Below are 22043 nucleotides of genomic sequence, written 5' to 3' on the forward strand. Positions count from 1 at the left end.
AGTACGGCGCCTATGTCCAGAACGAGCTCGTTCTCTGGGACAAGCTGACCCTGATCCCGGGCATGCGTGTCGATTACACCGAGCTCACCCCGGCCGATAACCTAAGCGTCAGCGAAGGTTCCGAGAACACGGCCTTCTCGCCGAAGCTCGCGGCGCATTATCAGCTGAACCAGAACTGGGGTGTCTTCGGTTCCGTCTCCTACACGGAGCGTATGCCGGTGCTGGACGAGGTCTATGACGCGACCAGCGGCAACCTCAATCTCGATCCGGAAAAGTCCTTCAACGTCGAAGGAGGTGTGGCCGCATCCTTCCGCGATATCGCGCAGCCGAACGATGCCTTCACGGCGAAGGCGACGGTCTTCCGCAACGACGTCAAGGACTTGATCGAGCGTGAGAACACCCGCTCCAGCTACTACAATGTCGGCAAGGCGGAAATCGTCGGTGTTGAATTCGAGGCGTCCTACCAGTCCACCTACTTCTTCACCCGCGCGGCCTATTCGGCTCTCCGGGGCGAAAATACGGAGGACAATACCGACCTCAACTCCATCCCGGCGGACGAACTTGTTCTGACCGTCGGTGGCCGGGTGCCGGAATACAACGTCGATTTCGGTTGGCGCGGTGTCATGGCGGCGGGCCAGGACAAGGTTTCCGGCAGCACTGCCGCGACGCCTGGCTATACGGTGCACAACCTCTTTGCCAGCTGGAAGCCGGATGAAGGCGTCCTGCAGGATTCCGAATTCCGCTTCGGCATCGAGAACATTCTCGACAAGACCTATCGCGAGCATCTGTCCGGTGACAACGGCAAGGGCCGTACGTTCCGGGTCACGCTGGTTCATCAGTTCTGAGGCTGAGCTCCAGCGCATAAAAACGGGAGACGACAATGACGGCCAGATCGGCGGAAGAACTGCTGGTTGAACTCAATCGCATGAAGGAAGAGCAAGGATTTGTCCGTGCCCGGGCAGCAGCCGAACAGCTCGGTGTGCCCGAGGCGGCTCTTCTGGAAGCGAGGGAGCACGATGGCAGTGTCCGCCGATTGTCGGTCTCCGGCATGGACGTCGCCGGCCTTATCGAGCGCATGCCCGAGGTCGGCGACGTCATGGTCCTCACACGCAACGACCACTGCGTGCACGAGAAGACCGGGACTTTCGAGAACATGCGGTTCAACACCCATATGGGCTCGGCCTTTGGCAAGGAAATCGACCTCAGGATGTTCCTTGGGCAGTGGAAGACCGGTTTCTACGTCACCGACCCGTCACCGAAGCTCACACGCCACTCTTTGCAATTCTTCGACAAGACAGGCGCCGCCGCCTTCAAGATCTATGCGGTTGGCGGCACCGATATGGACAAGTTCGTCGCACTGGCGCGGGACTTCACGAACCTGACGCCGGAGCCGCTCCAGTACGAGGAACCTGACGAAATAAAAGCCGAACGACCCGACGATCAGATCGATGTCGAGGATCTGCGATCCCGCTGGAGTCGTCTTGGTAACGGGCACCAGTTCACCCGCATGCTGGCCGAGCTCGGCATCGGCCGCCGTCAGGCCTTGCGGCTGGCGGGGAGCGATTTCGCCAATCCCGTTCCGGCCAGTGCCGTTGAAAACATGCTGAACAATGTTGCCGAAAGCGGGCTGCCGATCATGTGCTTCGTGCGCGGCCCCGGCTGCATCCAGGTTCATTCCGGCCCGATCCAGCGCATCAAGCGCGCGGGCGGGTGGCTGAACATCCTCGATCCGCGCTTCAACCTGCATCTGAAGGACGAGGCGATCGACGCCTGCTACGCGGTCTGCAAGACCTCGACCGAAAAGGGCCTGAACATCACCTCGCTCGACTGCTTCGCGGCCGACGGCACGGTGATCTGCCAGTTCTTCCCGGTCCGGGGAGGAGGCGAGGAGGAGCCGGAAGCCTGGCTCTCGCTGATCAATGGCTTTGCCGAAGGAGTGGCGGCATGAGATTTCTGACGGCAATACTGCTCACTGTCGCTCTGCTTGCATCCGGCGACGCACGCGCGGCTGGACCGCAGCGTATCGTCTCCGCCGGTGGGGACATTACCGAGATCATCTATCAGTTGGGTGCCGGAGACCGGGTGATCGGGCTCGACAGCACGTCGAATTTCCCGGCTGATGCGTCCGAAAAAGCGCAGATCGGCTATATCCGGAGACTGGCGGCCGAGGGCATTCTCTCGCTGCAGCCCGATCTGCTGATTGCCGCGCATGATGCAGGGCCGCCCCCCGCGCTCGAGCAGCTCCGGTCTGCCGGTCTGCGGGTCGAGCTGGCCCCGAAAGGCGATTCCGTCGCCGGGGTACAGGAGAAGATCCGCTTCGTCGGCAAGGTTCTGGAAATGCCGGAAGAGGCGGAAGCGCTCGCGCTCAAGCTCGCGGACGAAATGAAGGCTTCCCTCGAAATCGCGAACGCAAACAAGGAGCGTCCGCGCGTCATTTTCGTTCTGAATACGGCTGACGGGGCGCTGCTTGTCGGCGGGACGGAGACATCCGCGGATGCCATCATCGCGCTGGCCGGGGGCGTGAACGCGGCCTCGGGCTTCGAGGGCTACAAACCGATGTCCCAGGAGGCGATCATCACCGCCGCGCCGGATGTGTTGTTGATGATGAGCCAGACGGTGAACCGGATGGGCAATATCGACGTCATGCTCTCGCGTCCGGAGTTCCAGCTCACGCCGGCCGGCAAGAACCGGCGCTATGTTGCCATGGAAGGTATCTTGCTGTTCAGCTTTGGCCCGCGTCTGCCGCAAGCAGTCCGGGAGCTGGCGACGGCATTGCAGCAGAAGGACGGCTGACGGGTGGCTGTGACGACGGCCCTGCAGAGACGGGCGGCGAGCGTTCTTGGACGCCGGCCGCTTTTCAGCGCCCTTGTGGCGCTGGTTGTGCTTGTGGCTTTTGCCGAAGTCGCTCTGGGGCCGGTGCGGCTCGGGCCGTCCGATCTGTTTTCCGTCCTGATCGGTGAGGGCGAGCGCGGCCCGACGGCAATCCTGCTGCAGATCCGGATGCCCCGGATGGTGCTCGGCCTTGCCGTCGGCATTGGCCTCGCGCTGTCCGGTTGCGCCTTGCAGGGCGTGCTGCGCAACCCATTGGCCGATCCGGGCCTGATCGGTGTGACCGCAGGAGCGGCGGTCGGCGCCGTCGGTGTCATCGTTCTCGGCAATTTCTTCGTCGGCGACCTGCCGGCCTTCGTGCGGCCCTATGCCCTGCCGCTTGGCGCCTTTATCGGCAGCATCATCGTCACCGGGTTCGTCTTCTCCTTCTCCAGCCGGGGCGGCGGCACCAATATCGCCATGCTGATTCTTGCCGGGGTGGCGGTGAACGCCATCGCCGGGGCGCTGATCGGCGCCATGGTCTTCATCAGCAACGATCAGCAGCTTCGGGACCTGACCTTCTGGTCGATGGGCTCCATCGCCTCGGGCAACTGGATGACGGTGACGGTGACCTCGGTGGTCGCCGTGCTGTCCGGACTGTTGCTGGCCTGCATGGGGCGGACCCTCGACCTGTTCCAGCTTGGTGAGCGCGCGGCGTTTCACGCCGGGGTCGATATTGAGCATCGCGCTGCTGACCGCGCTCGCCGTCGGTGCCGTCACGGCGGCGGCGGGGCCGATCGGCTTCATCGGTCTGGTAGCGCCGCACATGGCCCGGCTGATCGTCGGCCCGGCCCATCGGCATGTGCTTCCGGCAGCCGCCCTGATCGGCGGCGCCCTCATCCTCGGCGCGGACTTGATGGTCCGGCTGGCGATCCCGCCCAGCGAGCCGCCCATCGGGCTGGCGACCAGCATGATCGGCGGCCCGTTCTTCCTCTGGCTGCTGATGCGCCGGATGAGAAAGGGAGGCGGGGGTGCTTGAAGCCCAGGGAATTACCGTCAGCTTCGGCAAAACGACCGTCCTGCGTGATGTCAGCCTGCGGGTGCGGCCGGGCGAGCTGGTCGCCCTGTGCGGCCCGAACGGGGCCGGCAAGTCGACCCTGCTTGCCGCCATGGCCGGAGACTTTCAGCCCGAGCGGGGCCAGGTTTTCATCGAAGGCGCCATCATCACCGGCCTGCCGCCGGCGGAGCTGGCACGCCGCCGCGCGGTGCTCGAGCAATCGCCATCGCTCTCCGCCGGGTTCAGCGTTGGCGAGCTGTTGAGCCTCTCCATCCCGCGCGACGTCCCGCCGGAACGGGCCGACGCGCTGATCGCCAGGAAACTGCATTCCGTCGGCCTCGCCGACCGGATCGGCGACAATTGCCAGATCCTGTCCGGCGGCCAGCGCCACCGGGCCCATCTGGCGCGGGTGCTGGTGCAGCTCGCCGCCTCGGATAACCCCGAGACTGGCTATCTGATGCTGGACGAGCCGACATCGAGCCTCGACATCGCCCACCAGATCACCACCATGCGCATTGCCCGCCGGGCGGCCCGCGAGGGGGCGGGGGTGCTGGTGGTGCTGCACGACCTGAACCTCGCCGCAGCCTTCGCCGACCGGGTGGCGCTGATGCATGACGGACGCATGGTCGCGGAGGGCACGGGCGCCGAGGTCTTCACAGCCGACCGGCTGAGTGCCATCTATGAAACCGAAATCGCCGTCGAACGGGAGGACGGCCATGCGCCGCGCATCCTCCCCGTCTACAGCCCGGACGCGCATGCCAACCCGGAGCTTTAGAAGCACTGGACCTTTAGAAACCCGATACGTTTAAAAAAACCAGGAGAGAGTGAATGTATATCGCCATGAACCGCTTCAAGGTCACCAAGGGCTCCGAAGAGGATTTCGAGACCGTCTGGAAGACCCGGGATTCCCAGCTCGACCAGGTGCCCGGCTTCGTCGAATTCCGCCTGCTCAAGGGCCCCGAAGCCGAAGACCACACCCTCTACGCCTCGCACACGCTCTGGAAAGACCACGACGCCTTCGTCGCCTGGACCAAGTCCGAGCATTTCCGCAAGGCCCACGCCAACGCCGGCAACGCCGACCGGAAACCGCTCTATGCGGGCCATCCGCAGTTCGAGGGGTTCGAGACGGTTCAGAAGATTTGATCTGGATGTGAGATGTGTGGAGCACCGGGTCGGGAGACGGGGCGGTGTTCCATGCTGCAGCGGGGATTGTCAGCTGCAGACTGAGCGAAACTAATGGATGCCGCCTCCCAACCCTTCGGAGTTGGATGGCTGAGACACAAAGGGGAGAATTCAACAAAGCTGAAGGTGCTCAGTATGCGGCAATTTTCTTTCTCTTCCGTGATCGAGTTTTCATATCCATACCGAACTAGGATTAACGGGAAATAACTAGATGCATCGCTCTGAACCAATTCTGCAGGCGACAGGAAGCACTGCAATTAATCCGCAATGAATCTGTAGCGGCTCTGACGCAACACCACAGTAAATACACCTTTATTCGATCATAAATACTAAACGCCTACCAAGGATCTTACGCCCTCTCGTCATACAGGAGCGTGATCCATGAAAATTTTGACCCGTCTTGCTGCGGCTGGGCTGATGGCTCTTGGGCTATCGGCAGGTTCCGCAATTGCAGACGACCGGCCCGATCTTGTCGTTGCCGTCAACGATATCCCCGATACGCTTGAGCCTGCAGACGGGATGGGGAATATCCATGTCCGTCTCATCTATTCGATGTTCGACTCGCTGATCCGCCGTGACTTCCTGTCCGACGGTCAGGGCGGTGGCTCCAAACTGGTGCCAGGTCTGGCCGAGAGCTGGACAGCGATTGACGACAAGACCATTGAGTTCAAGCTCCGTAAGGGCGTCAAGTTCCACAATGGCGACGAATTGACCGCCGATGACGTGGTGTTCACCTTCACGATGGGGCGGATGATCGGCGAACAGCCGGTGGTCGCAACCGGCAAGCGGTTCATGGACACGATCAGCCATGCCGAAAAGGTCGACCGCTACACTGTTCGCGTAGTCAGCAAGGTACCGGATGTCATGCTTGAGCAGCGGATGGCTGGCTATGCCAGCTGGGTCGTCAATGCACGCGAATATGTGCTGAAGGGCAACGAGTCCTTCAAGCGCAACCCGGTCGGAACCGGACCGTACAAGCTGGCTGAGTTCATCGATGGCGAGTACATCAAGCTGGACGCCAATGACGACTATTTCGGAGGTAAGCCGACCGCCAAGTCGATTACCTATCGCGTGGTTCCGGAGACCTCGGCGCGGATCGCCGGTCTGGTCAGCGGTGAGTTCGATATCATCGTCAATGTGCCGCCGGACCAGGTTCCGGTTCTGGCGGGCTACGATGATATTCAGGTCGAGCAGATCGTCCTCGATAACACCCACATGCTGGTTTTCTACCAGGATGCCCCGTTCATGAAGGACAAGAAGGTCCGTCAAGCTCTGTCCATGGCGATAGACCGGGATCTGCTGCGCAAGGCACTTTGGGACGACAAGAACTACACCCCCAACAGCCACCAGCTGCCGTCCTACGTAATGTACATGCCGGATTATCCGGGATTCGAATTCAGCCCCGAGAAGGCCCGCGCGCTGGTCGAGGCATCGTCCTACAAGGGCGAGGAGATCGTGTACCGTCTGCCGCTGAACTACTATCTGAATAGCCTTGAGGCTGCTCAGGCGATGCAGCAGATGTGGAAGGATGTCGGCCTCAACGTGAAGGTCGAGCCTGTGGAAACCTTCGCGCAGGTGACCGGCCAGGAAGGCACGCATATCCGTCCCTGGTCTAACACCCACCGCATGCCGGACCCGCTGGGCTCGTTTGTCCCGCAATGGGGTGATCTCAGCCCGGTGCAGAACAACAAGAAGTTCCCGGATCGGGCCTGGAAAGCGCCGGCTCGCTTCAACGAGCTGCATCGCCAAATCGAGTCCGAGACCGATATGACTGCACGGAAAGCGGCCTATCGCGAGGCACTCGATATCTGGATGGATGAGGCGCCGGGGACCATGCTTTACAATCCGCTGGAAACCTATGCGATGAAGTCGAGCGTCCATTGGAAGCCCTACGCGCTCTACTACATGGACTTCCGCCCTTACAATCTGACCTTCGGAGACTGACATCGGCTTGCGCGCTGCGGCGGGAATCGTTTCCCACCGCAGCTCCGGCTGATGTCTTTGCTGAATTGAGTACCCTTATTGATATCCGCGACCTGACGGTTCGCATCGATCTTCCTGATGGACCGGTATTCCCGGTGCGCAATGTCTCTCTGAGTCTTGAAGAAGGCGAAACCGTTGGCCTTGTGGGCGAGAGCGGTTGCGGCAAAACGCTGACCTGTTTGTCGGTGATTGGTTTGCTTGGCCGTCGCGTCTCGATCGAGAGCGGCAGCGTGGTCTTCCAGGGTGTCGAGATCGACCCTGACGACAAGGATGACCGGCGCAGACGATCACGCGGTATGGGCATGATCTTCCAGAATCCGATGACCTGCCTGAACCCGGTCCGCACCCTCGGATGGCAGGTTGCCGAGGCCTATCAGATCCGCACCGGCGAAGGCCGCCGGGTTGCACGGAAGCGAGCGGTGGAGTTGCTTGACCTGGTTGGTATTCCGGAGCCGAAGCGTCGCGCCGCCGATTATCCCCATCAGGTCTCCGGCGGACAGCAGCAGCGCGCGATGATCGCCATGGCGATCGCCGGCGGCCCCGCCCTGCTCGTCGCTGATGAGCCAACCACGGCACTGGATGTAACAGTTCAGGCGCAAATTCTCGATCTGTTGGCTCGCCTTCAGCGGGAGATCGGCATGGGCATCCTGTTCGTGACCCACGATTTGGGCCTCGTTGCAGAAGTCGCCGACCGGGTGGCGGTCATGTATGCAGGGCGGGTTGCGGAGCTGGCACCTGCCGCAGATCTTTTTTCCCGGCCGCGTCATCCCTATACCCATGGGCTCCTGACCTCCCTGCCTTTCCTCGACGACGATATCGATCGCTTGACACCGATCGAGGGAACGGTGCCGCCAATGCATGCGATGCCGCCGGGTTGTGCCTTTGCTCCGCGCTGCTCGCGGGCGTCGCCGGTCTGCACCACCCCGCCGAACTTACTTGCAGCAGGTGACGGTCTGGTTGCCTGCCATCACGTCTTAAAGACGGATACCGTGGCAGCATGAGCGCAACGTTGCATCAGACGGCGCCGATCCTAAAGGTTCAGGGGTTGGCCAAGCGGTTCCCGATGCCGCGTGAGCGGCTGTTCGGACCAAGACCGATGCTGACGGCAGTGGCCGATGTGTCATTCGATCTTGCCGCCGGGGAAACACTGGCTGTGGTCGGGGAGAGCGGGTGCGGCAAGTCGACGGTTGGCAATCTGGTCCTCAATCTGCTGAAGCCCAGCGCCGGTGTCATCGCGTTCGAGGGCGAGGATCTGTCGCGCGCCAATGCGGCCCGCTGGCGCGCCCGGCGCCAGGATCTGCAATTAGTCTTCCAGGATAGCCGAGGAGCTCTCGATCCTCGTCTGACCATCGACCGGCAAGTGGCCGAGGGGCTTGAGATCCACCGCATGGGTGCGCCCTCGGAACGACTGGAGAGAGCGCGTCATATGCTGGGGGCGGTGGGGCTCGGCGGTAACTTGATGGGAAGATACCCGCACGAGCTGTCCGGAGGGCAGCAACAACGGGCGGTGATCGCGAGGGCGCTGGTACTGGAGCCGAAGTTGATGGTCTGCGACGAGCCGGTCGCCGCTCTCGACGTGTCTGTCCAGGCTCAAGTCGTCAACCTGTTGCAAGACCTGCAGAGCGCCTACGGGTTGACCTATCTGTTTATCTCCCACGACCTCAGTGTGGTGCGCCACGTCGCCGACCGGGTCGCGGTCATGTATCTCGGCCGGTTCGTCGAGGTCGCAAGCCGTGACGCATTGTTTTCAAAACCCGCTCATCCCTATAGCCGCGCTCTGATCGGAGCGGTGCCGGCGGCACGGTCGCGGCATGGCCGACGAGTGCAGCCGGTCGCCCTGCACGGCGAGCCGCCGAGCCCGCTGTTTCCTCCACAGGGTTGTGCGCTGAACCCGCGCTGTCCCTTCGCCACCGATCTATGCCGGCAGGAGCGCCCGGACCTGCGGCCACTTCCCGGCGGCGGTTTCGTGGCGTGCCATCATGCGGAAAATTTGACGTGAACCTGCGCTATATCGCGATCAAGCTGCTGCGGGCGATCTTCACCCTCTGGCTGGTGGTGAGCTTTGTCTTCATCGTATTACGGATCACAGGGGACCCTACCGAGCAACTTTTGCCTGATGATGTAGGTGAGGAAATACGACAGTATTATCTTACCCTTTGGGGCCTCGACCGGCCAATCTGGGAGCAGTATCTGCTCTATTTCAAAGCGGCGTTCCAGGGCGACTTCGGTATTTCATTCCGCAACAGCCAGCCAGCCCTTGATCTCATCTGGCAGCGAATTCCGAAGACTGTCGAGCTGGGTCTGGCAACGTTCGTTACAGCACTCGCACTTGGTATTCCTCTTGGCGTAATGGCGGCAATCTGGCGAGACAGCTGGATCGACCGTCTGACCATGTCCTTCGCTGTGTTCGGGTTCTCAATGCCAAACTTCTTTCTGGGAATCCTGCTGATCCTGTTGTTTGCGATGAATCTGCGCATGCTGCCCAGCTCCGGCTACGGCACGTGGGCGCATATGGTTATGCCGGTATTCACACTTGCGACCGCCTTTGCGGGTGCGATTGCCCGCTTTACCCGCTCCGCCATGCTCGACGTGCTGTCGCGGGACTACATCCGGACGGCGGAAGCCGAGGGTGCGTCGCTGTCTCGTAGGGTCTGGCTGCACGCCTTTCCCAATGCGGCCGTGCCTGTGGTGACGATTGTCGGCTTCAGCCTGGGCGGGATGATTGGTGGTGCCGTGGTGACGGAAAACGTGTTTGCCTGGCCGGGAGTCGGGCGTCTGCTGACAAGTTCTGTTGCCGACCGGGATCTCGCGATCGTGCAGGGCATTGTGGTGCTGGTGGCGATCACCATGGTGACAGCCAATTTCCTGGTTGATCTCGCTTATGGCTGGCTTGACCCCCGGATCCGGCTGGGTAGCGGGGGGCAATCACGATGAGCGCCGAAACCGATGCTCTGGTGGAATCCGGGGCTTCCGGCCCGCGCGGTGAACGATTCTGGCGGATGCCGGCACTGGTCTGGTTCGCTGCTGGTTTCCTCGTCCTGGCCGCGTTGATAGCAATATTCGCCCAGGTACTGATCCCTTACGGCTATGAGGACACAAACCTGCTCTATCGGCTGAAGCCGCCGTTCTGGTCGTCTCTCTCGATCGAAGGGCACGTGCTCGGTACCGACAAGCTCGGCCGCGATTTGCTGTCGCGCCTGCTGGTGGCAACCCAGGTTTCCTTCGCGCTTGCCCTGCTGGGAACCTTGATCGGTGCGGTTCTCGGTACGGTTCTCGGCGTCCTTGCCGCACATTATGGCCACCTGGTCGATGAGATCGTCATGATGCTGGTCGATTGGCAGGCGGCGATGCCATTCCTGATCATCGCACTCGCCGTGCTGGCATTCTTTGGCAACAATTTCTATCTGTTCCTGGCGCTCATGGGGCTGGCGGGCTGGGAGACCTATGCCCGGCTGACCAGAGGTCTTGTCCTGTCGGCGCGGGAGCAGGGATATGCAGTGGCGGTCCGGGCGTTGGGCGCACGCCCCTGGCGGCTCTACACCCATCATATCTTGCCGAACGTGGTCGGTCCGTTGATTGTGCAGCTTACGCTGAACTTTCCCCAAACCATCCTGCTGGAAACCTCGCTCAGCTTTCTGGGACTCGGCATTCAGCCGCCGCTGACTTCTCTCGGCCAAATGCTGGGCGAGGGACGGGATTATCTGCTGACATCATGGTGGCTGGCGGTGATACCGGGTGCGGTGATCTTCATCACCACCTTGTCTATGAGTCTGTTCGGCGACTGGCTGCGGACGCGCCTCGACCCGACCCAGCGTTAAATGCGTCAGGGATTGTCGACCGCATGCCGGCCGAGATCGGGATCATTTATCAGGATACCGCCGATACCGGCAGCGATCAGGTTACCGAGAGATTCAGGCGTTGCGTCCCCGACATCGCGTCCGGTCTTCGGACCACCGGTCGTCGCCCAGACTGTGCAGCCCTGGGACCGCAGACCGGACACCGTTACCGGAGCGGCCTGCGCCTCCCATAGCCGGACAAGGGTAACGCCGGCTTCGCGGAATGACTGGAGTGGATCGCTCTCTCCATGCAGGGCCAGAATATCCGCATCCGGTAGTTGGGTTCGGCTCGGCCGGACCAGCGCCGCATCCCGCAGGCCGAGAATGAGCGCCGATGCCGGGAAACCGGCTTCGACTGCAGCGGAAGCGATATGTGTGAGCACGATCGGATTCCGCTCCTTCACGTCGAGCATCAGTGGTATGCGCCCCCGCGCTGCCCGCATCAAAGTGGCAAGTCGCGGAATTTCGGCCCCGGCGCGCCTGGCGCGAGCATCAAGTTCTTCGGCCGGGAGGTCGGCAACGGCACCGTTATCACCAGCGAGCCGCGAAAGATGTGCATCATGCGAGACCACTGCGATGCCATCGGATGAGATGCGAACGTCTGCTTCCACCGCATCGGCGCGGGCGACGATGGCCTGCTCCAGTGCTGAGACGCTATTCTCCGCGGCTGCGGCGGAATGACCGCGATGTGCGATCACCCAGGGGCGTGCGGGACTCATGCCGCGACGGAGCAGGCATTGACCCTATCGGCGAAGGCACGCAAATGGCAGAGGCTGTCGGCCAGCATCGCGCGGGCATGACCCTGAAGCTCCAGCACGGCGAGCGTACCCGGCAGAACCGGTGATGCGTCGGCAAGCGCTGTCAGGTCCATGCATCCGGTTCCCAAAGGCGCGTGCATATCGCCCACACCGAAATACATCCAGTCCGGCTGAGAGGTGATCGAGGGAATTGTCGGTAAACCGGATGCCTCACTGATGTGAATATGACCGGTGAAGGGCGCCATCGCTGCCGCACCGGCGATCGGGTCGAGCCCAAGCAGACCAGCGCCCTGGGTGGCGTGACTGTAATCGAGGCAGCCAGTCACCGACGGGTGATGCAATGCACCGAGCTGTCGTGCCAGTGCTGCCGGATCGAGTGAGTAGCTGGTGGCTTTGCCGCCAATAACAGCCAGGTTCGGGCTGATGTTCTCAAGGGCGATCCGGACGCCGGATTTTGCCGCATGATCGCCGAGGGCGGATAATTCCTCGCGCTCAAAGATGAGCAGACTGTCGGGGTCCGAGGCCCACTCGGTGGGATCTGCCCGTCCGGCATGGATGACGACAATCGGCGCGCCTATCTCGGCAGCGAGATCAACTGAAACCCGTGCGGCGGAGCGATGCAGAGTGATGTTGTCACGGTCCATGAAGTCGATCGGGATTGGTGCATGCAGGGTCGGCATCAACGGCCGCTCCTCGCAAAGCGTGCGGAGTTCAGTGGTACGTGCTGGCAATAGTCTGGCGTTGGCGACCACGCCCAGTGACGACGCATAAAGCTCCATCACATCGACGCCGAATGCCAGCAACTCATCTGCCTGCGCGCGAACCCGGTCCAGTTCGCCATTGACGGCTCCGAGACTGGCACCGATCCCGGCAATGCGTTTCTCGCTGTTCATATGCAGCCCCCTATTACCTTGAGCGAGACAGCCAGTCTCGTCCCCGGTTAGGTCTTTACATTGTTATGTGACCTCCGGATGACATCGCGCGATAAATCCATAGGCGTTGGCTGTATCTTCGGAGGCTCGCCGCGAGCGAGTGCTTCCCCGTCGCGCCTGACAGCCTATTCGCCCGGCAGCGACCCGAAGCGGTCATTTGATCTGGGCTTTCGGATATCTACCTGGCGAACTCGTCCTCCCAAATCACGAAGTTTAGAGACTGGCTGCCCTTGAGCAGGAAGGTCGTTATTCCAACTAGATTTCCAACAGCCCTCCGTCGGATGATCCGGGACTGATCGGTGAGGTGGTTTGTATGCGGCGGATTCCTCGGATGCTTCTGATGCCAGCAATTATCACCTCGCGAAGCGTCCGATCTAGTGCCTGCGGCGAACCTACCGTATATACGTGTTCTCCTGTGCCCGCGCGGGATTGATGCGCGACACCCTTTGCCCTTGGTCGACCGCCCCGGACCCTGCGCTTGGCAAACAAGTGCTCGGCGAGCTCATGCAGCGCGAGATCCTTGTCGGCGGACACCAAGCTGAGAATAAAGTGCCCCTGACGCGCAGGCTCAAGCGCACCTTCCGCCCGCCACTGTTGATCCCACTTGATCGCAGAGGATGGCGCCACAGAAAAACCGGCACCACGCTAAACCGCCATCAATCGCGTCGACAAGCTCGGATTGCCAAAGATCGAGCCGTTGTCATGTTCATAAAGCGTATTTGAGGCTTTGAGCTTCACGAATGTCTATGCTCAATCGGACAAGCCGTAGAGGTCAATCAGGCTGGAGATTTTATGCTCCATTAAATTTTGAGTAATGAACTGACTGACGTTATTGCGCATCTGAGCGTAGTCCACCTTTCGCAAGCGCTCCGGTAGGCTCTGGAGCTCCTCCGATGAAACCGTAAGCCCAATACCATTATTTTGAATGATCGACGAAGCGTGTTTGTATTCGGAGTTGATCAGTATCGGTAACCCAGCTTCCAGATAATTAAAAAACTTTGTTCCGACACCGCCTTTATAAAGCTCCGGGCGACACATACTGTTCGTCATATCTAGATTGTTAATAATCAAACCGAAATCGTATCCGGCGATGCCCGCGGCCAGTTCGTTCGTCGGCAAGCTCGGCTTAACCTCGAAATGCGGATAGCGCTCCTGCAGGTCTTCAAGGAATTTGAATCCAGGTATGTCTCCCTTGCCATAGGGGGTGTAATAGATCGAAACTGAGATTCCTGCCCGGAGCAGGACTTCCCATGCTTCTGCCGCGCCCCAATTGGGATACAAAGCCGGCGGATGACGTTCGTTGCGGGGAACAATGCCGCCGATATAGACGCAGCGAATTTCATTCGGACCGCGAGATGTTGAAGGTCTGCTTTGAAGTAAGGGAGCAATGGGATATTGCTGAATTTCGGCTTGTGGCGGCACGCGACCGTAGGTTTCGCAATGTTCGGTGATCAATTCGGTTGGAAACCGGTGTACGATCCCGTCACTCTCGCGAATGATGGTCCGTTCGCAGTCTAGTTCGAGATCGACAGCTGCGGGGAGCCAGTTCGTATAATAGGCCTCTCTGGTGCTCACGATCCCTGTAATGTCATAAAATTCACAGATCACGCGGGCCTTGCGTTTGCGTTCTAGGACGAAGCGCCCCATCACGTATTCCCACATCCGGCACTGTACGTGAAAGACGTCTGGTTCCAGGTGTCTGAGGACGAGGTCGAGCGCGACGTAATTGTCGCACCCATGGAATATGCGATCGAAAGCTTCCGAATACGACGCAATCTGGTCGTCGGGGATGGTATCGAGGCAGACTAGAAAAACCCGAAATCCCCGACGTCTGAGTGCCCAGGCCTCGCGCCAGATGACGTTATAGCAAGTGCCCGCGACCATCACGACGATGCCTTTGGTGCCCGGTTCGGATCTGACTGTCGCGATGATTTTCCCGAAGTTCGTAGCCGCGGTTTCGTTTAGGTCGAGGCAGATCCGGGCAAAGACGTCCTCCATAAAAGGCTGGTCGATCTTTATGTTCAGAAGAGAAATGCTGTCGCTCAGAAAGGCAAGGCGCGCCTGAACTGACTCGTCACCTGCGCTGATTACTTCCTCGGCCTTCGCCGGGAGGTCTGGATCTTCGAGTCGTTCTGCGGCAATTGCGGCAAATGCCCTGACGCCGGAGTCAGTTACGAGCGAGTTTCGGAAATGCACGTCCATCTGTTGCTTCAAGTGCGTGAGGCCCGAAGACGTAATTGGAGGTGTTCTCATGGGAAGCCGCGTTGCCAGACGATAAAGGTCTTCGGGTTGTTTCACGCGAGGTGCTCCTTTATCTGAGATGCAGGCTGTTAATGCAGGTGGTGGGCTACAAGGTTTGAAGATAATACTGCGCGGCACGGGCGATCAAAGCCTGTGCCAACGCTTCCTGCCCTGGTGTGGAGGGGAAACGCACCAACTCCTGGCTAAGTTGAAGCTGCTCACTAAAACCTTGATCGACAGTATGGAGTATCTGCGTTGAGACGTCAGCGGTCAGCATGACTGATTCCTCGTAATTTTTAAATATGGAAGCGCCATCGAACGGAAGCGACTGAAGAAAAGTTAACCTTATTTAAAATCCGAAACATCTTCAATTACCGCGAAATATACCCGGTAAGGAGGAAGAATTAGTTTAGTTTTTTATGTTTATGTTCGTTATATATTGATTTTATGGTGTAAAATGAACAGCATATTAAGTTCTTGATGGTTGACCTGCGTCTCCAGTTTTATTTGCCTGCTGGTAGGGTTCGAGTATCAATTGGCGACTTGTTGTTGATGGGCTGGCAAGCAGATCCTTCAACATGGTGATGTCGAGCATTATTTCAGCCTGCAACTTCTTAAGGCGCGCGTTCTCGTCTTGGATGTCCATCAGCGGCTTTGCGTCGAATACCTCAAGGCCTCCATACTTGGCTTTCTACTTGTAGAACGTCGTGTCACTGATCCCCCGACGGCGGCACACATCCGCCGTCCTCTGGCCAGCCACCTGCTCCTTCAAAATCGAAATGATCTGCTCTTCGCTGAAGCGGCTGCATTTTATATAATCCGTCTCCTCTCGGGTGACGGGCTCTACTCAAAAAGGAGGAGCCTTGCGGGATTGAGGTTACAGCGCTTCAGAAAGCGGCTCTGCAGGCGCAGGAAAGCTCTTCTTCACTAACTGCTCTCCAAAAGATCTACTAAATTCATGTCAACAGGACTGACTGTGACGTAGTCAACAGATGATGAAATCGCACGCTTTGCGACCTGGCGCGAATTCTCCAGACTTCTATAAGGAAACGACGCCGTCAGGCAGACAGAGAACCCTCTTCTATGTAGTCGCTCCGTCAGTTCAGGGGATGCCGTCCGATAGCGAACATATAGACGATCAAGCCCCTCTACAGGAGCCGGCGCATAAGCGTCCTTGGTCAATTCAGTGAGAAATGCTCGGCAACTTCGCTCAGCAAGACTGAGAGGCACGTTTGGAAACAGTCTCTTGAGGCGCCTATATGTGCTTGGTTGACCTACTATAAGCCGAAGGCGTTTCCCCGCATCGTTCTGTATTATAGGCTCGATGCCCTTAAGCAGGGAATGTACGGGATTGACCGGAAGGTCTGATACCGAGAGGTTACTTTCCGGAAACAGTTCCATAGAGGTATCGTCACGCAGATCGAGCTCAAACTGGGTATCCGGAAACGCATCAAGCGCCCCCGTCAGGGTTGCGACTTTCGATTCACCTGCAATTTCCTCCAACTCGTTGAGAGTGACATCAAGAATCGTACGACGACGCCCGAAGAGACGGTCCAGAGAGAGATCATGCAGTAAGACCGGATGACAATCCTTTGTTACGGCTACGTCAATTTCAACGGGTCGCCAAGGAGCCAGCTCAATGCATTCCTTAATTCCAGCGATTGAATTTTCTGCTTCAGTAAGGTTGCATCCTCGATGAAATATCAACCCGATCATTCAGGAACAATACGTGTCATACCAGCGACATAGGACTGCGCTGTTGAGAAATCATTAGCGGCCGGATCGAGCACGTTCCGATGTCGGCAATGAGTACAGTTTCGGCAATCCTCGTTTTGATTCTCGACCACGTTCACTTTTGCCCTAAAGGCAGCAAGGCTATCGCCGTTCCAGATGTTCTCAATCGACTGCTCGTTCAGATTGCCGATCGGATTAGAGGTCAAGGGACACGGATAAACGTCGCCATCCGGTTGAATGGAAAGCCTATACCAAGGCATCGAGCAGTAACGGTGTCCCAAATCCTTCGTCGCCTCGACGATTTCATCCACGGTGCCGCCTTGCTGCTCGAACGCAACACCGAGCCTATCTGCGTGCGCCCGGGCTGCGTCGCAGGCTTTCTGGAATTTCGTCGGGTCATTCAAAGGCATTTCACGCACCATGTCATCACCGTGAGCCTTCAAATAGGTCACCTGCACCCCTTCGCTCGCCTCAAACTCGTCTGCAAAATCGATGGCTTTCGGCAAATCATCCAAAGTGCTTAACATTCCGACAGTTGAGATGCGCAGTTTTGGAAGATCCGTTTCCCGTTCTCTCTTTTTCTCATTCAGGCGTTTCAATCTTTCGCGCACGACGTCCAATCGATCCAGGCCCATATGACGTTCATAGGATTTTCGATCAAAACCGGTCACGGACACGGTCAGATATGTCAGGTTTCCAACAAGAACGTCGAGAATGTCATCCTCAAGCAGGATGCCGTTTGTCGAGAAATAGGTTTCGATATCGTAGGAAGAGATTTTCTCGAATATCGGAATAAAATCGCGACACGTTAACACCTCGTACTTGCTGAAAAGCGTCATTGATTTCAGGTGAGGGAGCAACGGTTCAACAGCTCTAAACTGACCTGCTGATATCTGGGTCCAGCTCTTAGGTTTAAAATAACTGAGATGGCAAAAACTGCAGCGCAGATTGCACTTGGTGCTCAGGTCGATATCAATATGAATCGGGAACTCTGTGTGCTTCACCATGTGCGTCCTTTATCTCGGTCAGCTCGGCCCACAGGATTGAAACAAACCACCATCGCATTCACCGCGTATACCACATATGTAAATTCGCATGAACATCAGGCAAATTACAGGCCACTGTCTTCTGGTGTTATGATTTCTGTTGCGGCATCTTCCTTAAAAACGAACCTTGGAAGCAGTCTTATATGAACCTCCTTTGCACCCTTGGGCCAGCCTCGTTTGAGAGTTCTGTTATCCGAAAACTGGATGCGATCGGTGTCGATCTGTTCCGAATCAATCTATCTCATACTGCCGTAGATGAGGTTGCGGACCGGGTAAAATTCGTTCAGGAGCATAGCGCCGTACCGATCAGCCTCGATACCGAGGGAGCGCAAATCCGAACAGGCAAGATGCGTACAGGGACCGTGGAACTCGCCGAGCACATGAAGGTTCACATCGTCTCAGAGCCAATGCTTGGAGACGCGGGCCAATTCAGCCTCTACCCGGCTTATGCTTTATCGCTGCTCGAGGTCGGCGATCTCATCATGATCGATTTCAACGCGGTGATGATTCAGATCGTCGAGCTAAACGAACATGACGCGCGAGCCCGCGTCATTACCGGCGGGACCGTCGGCTCCAACAAAGGGGTCTCGGTTCACAGACCACTTAGGTTGCAACCGCTTACCGACAAAGACCGTCAAGCCGTTAGCATTGGGCGTGAACTGGGCATCAAGCATTTCGCTCTATCCTTTGCCAACTCGGCGAGCGATGTTGATCTTTTGAGGCAACTTGCCGGCGATGACGCGCACATCATCGCAAAGATCGAAAGCCAGAGTGGGTTGGCCCATTGCATGGATATCGCGCGAACGGCGGACGCGATCCTGATTGACCGCGGTGACCTTTCCCGCGAGGTGCCGATCGAACGCCTTCCAATTACCCAGAAACGAATTATCCAGACCGCAAAGAAGGTTCGCACTCCGGTTTATGTAGCTACCAATCTTCTCGAATCGATGGTGGTTTCCCCGGTCCCCACGCGTGCTGAAATCAACGACATTTATAATACTTTGCTTGATGGTGCAGACGGCCTGGTGCTGGCAGCTGAAACGGCTATCGGCGAGCATCCGGTTGCCTGCGCTGCTATGATTCGCCGACTGATCCAGCAGTTCCGCAGCGACACTGGTGCGCTTGCCAGCACCCCAAACTTCGAGAGTGCAGCAAACGGCCCTCACGGCGGAACCCTAGTCTCGGCTATTGCTGATTCGGATACGATTGCTCTGGCAGAACAGGACTCTCTTCCGACCCTGCATGCGGATGCCATGGCGCTTAGTGATATTGAGCAGATTTGTCATGGCACCTACTCCCCCATCGATCGCTTCCTTGGAAAGGAAGAACTCGGATCAGTCTTGTCCGAAAACAGGCTGCTGGACGGAACTGTCTGGCCCCTGCCAATAGTTCTGCCTGTGTCGACAGATCAAGCAGGAAAGCTTTCGGTCGGGCAACGTGTCGCAATCCGCGGCGCACAGAACCATCTGCATTCGATCCTCGACGTGTCTGAAATCTATGAGGCCGACCTCGATGCTCTCGCTTCGACCTGGTTCGGTACGCGAGATCGGAACCATCCCGGAATCCGGAGTCTGGAAGGAAGAGGCAGCCATTTTGTTGCAGGCAAACCAACCCTTGTTGCCGCCACCCGTGAACTCTACTCGCCCTATAAACTGCAACCAGCAACAATCCGGGACATTCTGGCGCAAAAAGGCTGGAACCGGGTGGTCGGGTTTCACAGCAGAAATGTTGCGCATCAAGTACATACGCACCTGCAGTTCGAGGCTTTGGAACGTGCTAATGCGGACGGACTGCTCATCAGTCCGGTGCTCGGGTTCAAAAAACCGGGAGATTTCCTTTCCGCTCCGATTATCGAGAGCTACGAGGCGTTGCTTCAGACTGGAATCTACCCTAGCGGCAAAATCGTTCTGGGTGGGTTCGCGACCTATTCCCGCTACGCTGGTCCACGAGAGGCGGTCTTCACGGCACTCTGCCGAAAGAATATGGGATGCACCCATTTTATCGTCGGCCGGGATCATACTGGAGTCGGAGATTTTTATGCCGCTGATGCAGCTCGGGCATTCTTCGCATCCCTTCCCGACCTTGGGATAACACCTCTATTTTTCGATGCATACGCCTACGATCTGGCAAGCGGTCGGTACGGTCCGGCAAAGGGAGCGAAGGATGCTCGGGCGATTTCTGGAACCGAAGCGAGAGCGGCACTACTGGAAGGCAAGCGCCTGCCGGACTGGTACATACACCCCGTTGTACAGGACCTTTTGATTGCCCGCCTGAAAGCCGGACAGGATATCTTTCACGGCAGCAATGGATGATTTCGGCGCCTTCGTGCTAGGCTGACCGTACAATAGAACTGAGTATGTTTTCCCCAGGAGGATGAACAGAATGGACATCCTAGGCTTTGAGAAACTCATCTATCATCGGGACAAGCTCGACAAGCTCGCCCGCGGTGAAAAGCAATTCCCCATCCATGTCACGCTAAGTCTTGGAAACTATTGCAACCACAAGTGCCTTTGGTGCACGGCTTATGAGTACCAGCTCGACAAAGCGAAGATGATGGATTTCGATCTGCTGCTTGAGTGGCTGACAAAAGCACGAGAGCGCGGTCTAAAGGCCGTTGGATATGTAGGCAACGGTGAGCCGACCGCCCATCCACGGTTCGGAGAGTTGGTCCGCTCAGTCCACGCACTCGGTATCGAACAGGGCATGTTTACGAACGGGTTTCTGCTCGACCGGTTCGAACAAGAGATTCTTGATTGCTTCACCTATCTCCGGATCAGCCTAGATGCCGGCAGCACTGAAATGCATGCCTGGATGCACGACGTGCGTCCACAGCATTACCCGAAAATCATGAAAAATCTTGCCTCAATCATCAAGCAGCGGAAGGACGGCACGCCGACCATCGGGATCCAATATGCAACGCACCACCATAATCTTGGCGATCTGCATCTGGCGGCCAGAAATGCATCCGAAATCGGAGCCGATTATTTTTCTGTCAAACCGGTATTCAATCGAGGTTCCGTAGGGGAGCGCATCGACAAGAATAATCTTACCTTCGAGGATATCACTCCGATCGTTGCGAGGGCGCGGCAGGATTTCGAGAGTCGCGATTTCACGATCTATTATCGACCGCATCAAATTCTTTCAGAGGAAGCGGACAGGAATATCCTCAATTATGATCGCTGTGTAGCTGGTTTCTTTAATCTCAATCTCTATGAAGATGGTGCTGTCGTCTATTGCGGCCCGCACAGGATTCCGGTCGGAACAATGGATGACGACCTTGACCTGATTGAAGAGAATATCCTGTCACTTTCGAACAAGCTGAACCTGTCGAAATGCCCAGGCGGCTGCCGGTACCACGGGATGAACCATCTGATTCACACGGTTCTGAACCCCGACGCGGCAGACCAATATCACAAGAACTTCTTGTGATCAGATGGGGCATCTCGACTCCGAAATCTTGCGGCAGGCCAACGACTCGCTGAGTAATCTGGATCTCACGTTAAGCGGTTCGGCGTCAGACTTGCGGTGGCCACCCTGCTTTATCGCGGCACCTCCGCGAGCAGGCTCCACCCTGCTGCAGCAAGTCATGGTCTCGTCATTCCAGTTCGGATATGTCTCGAATCTTATGGCCCGTTTCTGGAATGCGCCAGCTGTCGGTGCGGCGCTTCACGTACAACTCGCACCGGAAGTTTTCACGAGCTCCTTCACATCTCGCTTCGGCAATACGGAAGGCATATTCGAGCCTCATGAATGGGGATGGTTTTGGCGCAAGTGGCTATCCCTTGAAGGGGATGAGCATCATGTCACCCGCCCGGTAGACTGGTCCAGTTTGAGACGAACACTTGGTATCATTGAACATATACTCGAAGTGCCACTGCTTTTCGATTCACCTTTAGCCGGGAGTAATTTAACCGATATCGATGCAGGGTCAGGACCAATCCTCGTATTAAATCTCACGCGCTCCCCATGGCATATCTGCAATTCTCTGTTGAATGCACGGATTGAGCGTTATGGCAATCTCAACACATATTACGGTACACATGTGAGAGATCGATCGGTGCTCGATAAAGCCTCGAATCCGATAGAGCAGATTGTCTTCCAGGCTCGTGCCCTGATTGACGAACAGGCCATGCAAGTATCACAGTTTTCACCCGAACAGGTCCTGGACCTGAAATATGAGGAATTGCGAGCGAAGCCAATGGCAATCGTCGAAGCAATTGACGCCTTCTATCAGTGGCACGGTATCTCGCTCAAGCGAACCGGGAAACAGATTAGCCCTTTCCCGGATCGGAACAGAAATGCTCTCATTAACCTGAAATTCACTGAGGAATTATCATTTTTCGTGGAAGGGGTTTTCGGTGCTGACGCGCTCCCGCATTGACTGCATGCCGTCACGCCTTGAAGCATTCGCTTCAGCAAGGGAAGGCACGATAGTCTGGTATCAAAAAGCAGCGCTCGAGAGCCGG

19 protein-coding genes and 2 pseudogenes are annotated in these 22043 nt (G+C 57.7%); 14 read left to right on the forward strand and 7 right to left on the reverse strand.

What is annotated here, in order from left to right; all coding sequences use genetic code 11:
- The 11 genes and pseudogenes from AAC126_RS07015 to AAC126_RS07065 all read left to right on the forward strand — a co-directional run.
- Window positions 1-845 (forward strand): TonB-dependent receptor (locus AAC126_RS07015; protein ID WP_339851480.1); only part of this gene is annotated, 845 nt, incomplete at its 5' end.
- 35 nt (window positions 846-880) lie between these two features.
- Window positions 881-1948 carry a ChuX/HutX family heme-like substrate-binding protein gene (locus tag AAC126_RS07020; protein WP_339851482.1) on the forward strand — a complete coding sequence of 356 codons (1068 nt, stop codon included), beginning with the start codon at window positions 881-883 and terminating at the stop codon, window positions 1946-1948.
- On the forward strand, window positions 1945-2793 hold the full coding sequence (locus AAC126_RS07025) for an ABC transporter substrate-binding protein (RefSeq protein ID WP_339851484.1): 849 nt from the start codon (window positions 1945-1947) through the stop codon (window positions 2791-2793). The genes AAC126_RS07020 and AAC126_RS07025 overlap by 4 nt, the downstream gene beginning before the upstream one ends.
- Window positions 2794-2916: 123 nt before the next feature.
- Window positions 2917-3847 (forward strand): annotated as a pseudogene (locus AAC126_RS07030) (iron ABC transporter permease).
- Window positions 3840-4640 (forward strand): heme ABC transporter ATP-binding protein, encoded by an 801-nt coding sequence (locus AAC126_RS07035; protein ID WP_339851487.1) that lies wholly within the window; start codon window positions 3840-3842, stop codon window positions 4638-4640. The pseudogene AAC126_RS07030 and the gene AAC126_RS07035 overlap by 8 nt, the downstream one beginning before the upstream one ends.
- Before the next feature lie 53 nt (window positions 4641-4693).
- Window positions 4694-5008, forward strand: a complete 315-nt coding sequence (locus tag AAC126_RS07040) for an antibiotic biosynthesis monooxygenase (protein ID WP_339851490.1) — start codon at window positions 4694-4696, stop codon at window positions 5006-5008.
- Window positions 5009-5428: 420 nt separating this feature from the next.
- Window positions 5429-6991 carry an ABC transporter substrate-binding protein gene (locus tag AAC126_RS07045; RefSeq protein WP_339851493.1) on the forward strand — a complete coding sequence of 521 codons (1563 nt, stop codon included), beginning with the start codon at window positions 5429-5431 and terminating at the stop codon, window positions 6989-6991.
- Between the two features lie 65 nt (window positions 6992-7056).
- Window positions 7057-8031 carry an ABC transporter ATP-binding protein gene (locus tag AAC126_RS07050; RefSeq protein ID WP_339851496.1) on the forward strand — a complete coding sequence of 325 codons (975 nt, stop codon included), beginning with the start codon at window positions 7057-7059 and terminating at the stop codon, window positions 8029-8031.
- Complete coding sequence (locus AAC126_RS07055; RefSeq protein ID WP_339851499.1) at window positions 8028-9029, forward strand: oligopeptide/dipeptide ABC transporter ATP-binding protein; 1002 nt, start codon at window positions 8028-8030, stop codon at window positions 9027-9029. The genes AAC126_RS07050 and AAC126_RS07055 overlap by 4 nt, the downstream gene beginning before the upstream one ends.
- Window positions 9026-9964: an ABC transporter permease gene (locus tag AAC126_RS07060; protein ID WP_339851500.1), complete on the forward strand. Its 939-nt coding sequence runs from the start codon at window positions 9026-9028 to the stop codon at window positions 9962-9964. Before AAC126_RS07055 ends, AAC126_RS07060 begins: the two co-directional genes overlap by 4 nt.
- Complete coding sequence (locus AAC126_RS07065) at window positions 9961-10848, forward strand: ABC transporter permease (protein ID WP_339851502.1); 888 nt, start codon at window positions 9961-9963, stop codon at window positions 10846-10848. The genes AAC126_RS07060 and AAC126_RS07065 overlap by 4 nt, the downstream gene beginning before the upstream one ends.
- A 5-nt stretch (window positions 10849-10853) precedes the next feature.
- Here the strand turns inward: AAC126_RS07065 and AAC126_RS07070 are convergent, their stop codons facing one another.
- The 7 genes and pseudogenes from AAC126_RS07070 to AAC126_RS07100 all read right to left on the reverse strand — a co-directional run bounded on the left by AAC126_RS07070 (window position 10854) and on the right by AAC126_RS07100 (window position 17538).
- A complete protein-coding gene (locus tag AAC126_RS07070) occupies window positions 10854-11585 on the reverse strand; it encodes a glycerophosphodiester phosphodiesterase family protein (RefSeq protein WP_339851504.1) in 732 nt (243 codons plus the stop codon).
- Window positions 11582-12517, reverse strand: a complete 936-nt coding sequence (locus tag AAC126_RS07075) for a sugar phosphate isomerase/epimerase family protein (protein ID WP_339851506.1) — start codon at window positions 12515-12517, stop codon at window positions 11582-11584. Before AAC126_RS07075 ends, AAC126_RS07070 begins: the two co-directional genes overlap by 4 nt.
- Before the next feature lie 789 nt (window positions 12518-13306).
- Window positions 13307-14854, reverse strand: coding sequence for a hypothetical protein (locus tag AAC126_RS07080; RefSeq protein WP_339851509.1), 1548 nt, complete (start codon window positions 14852-14854; stop codon window positions 13307-13309).
- A 49-nt stretch (window positions 14855-14903) separates the two neighbouring features.
- Window positions 14904-15074: a hypothetical protein gene (locus tag AAC126_RS07085; RefSeq protein ID WP_339851512.1), complete on the reverse strand. Its 171-nt coding sequence runs from the start codon at window positions 15072-15074 to the stop codon at window positions 14904-14906.
- Between the two features lie 285 nt (window positions 15075-15359).
- Window positions 15360-15611, reverse strand: a pseudogene (locus tag AAC126_RS07090) (transposase); the annotation flags it as partial.
- Window positions 15612-15724: 113 nt separating this feature from the next.
- Entirely contained in the window at window positions 15725-16513 is a 789-nt protein-coding gene (locus tag AAC126_RS07095) for a glycerophosphodiester phosphodiesterase family protein (protein ID WP_339851513.1), read from the reverse strand.
- On the reverse strand, window positions 16510-17538 hold the full coding sequence (locus AAC126_RS07100; protein ID WP_339851516.1) for a radical SAM protein: 1029 nt from the start codon (window positions 17536-17538) through the stop codon (window positions 16510-16512). The genes AAC126_RS07095 and AAC126_RS07100 overlap by 4 nt, the downstream gene beginning before the upstream one ends.
- Window positions 17539-17720: 182 nt before the next feature.
- Here AAC126_RS07100 and AAC126_RS07105 point away from each other — a divergent pair, with 182 nt between their 5' ends.
- From AAC126_RS07105 to AAC126_RS07115, 3 genes are all read left to right on the forward strand, one after another.
- Window positions 17721-19889 (forward strand): pyruvate kinase, encoded by a 2169-nt coding sequence (locus AAC126_RS07105; protein WP_339851518.1) that lies wholly within the window; start codon window positions 17721-17723, stop codon window positions 19887-19889.
- Between the two features lie 70 nt (window positions 19890-19959).
- Window positions 19960-21006 (forward strand): radical SAM protein, encoded by a 1047-nt coding sequence (locus AAC126_RS07110; RefSeq protein WP_339851520.1) that lies wholly within the window; start codon window positions 19960-19962, stop codon window positions 21004-21006.
- Window positions 21007-21010: 4 nt separating this feature from the next.
- A complete protein-coding gene (locus tag AAC126_RS07115) occupies window positions 21011-21958 on the forward strand; it encodes a hypothetical protein (protein WP_339851523.1) in 948 nt (315 codons plus the stop codon).
- The last annotated feature ends 85 nt before the right edge of the window (window positions 21959-22043 follow it).

The organism is uncultured Nisaea sp. (assembly GCF_963974195.1).
Lineage (GTDB): Bacteria > Pseudomonadota > Alphaproteobacteria > Thalassobaculales > Thalassobaculaceae > Nisaea.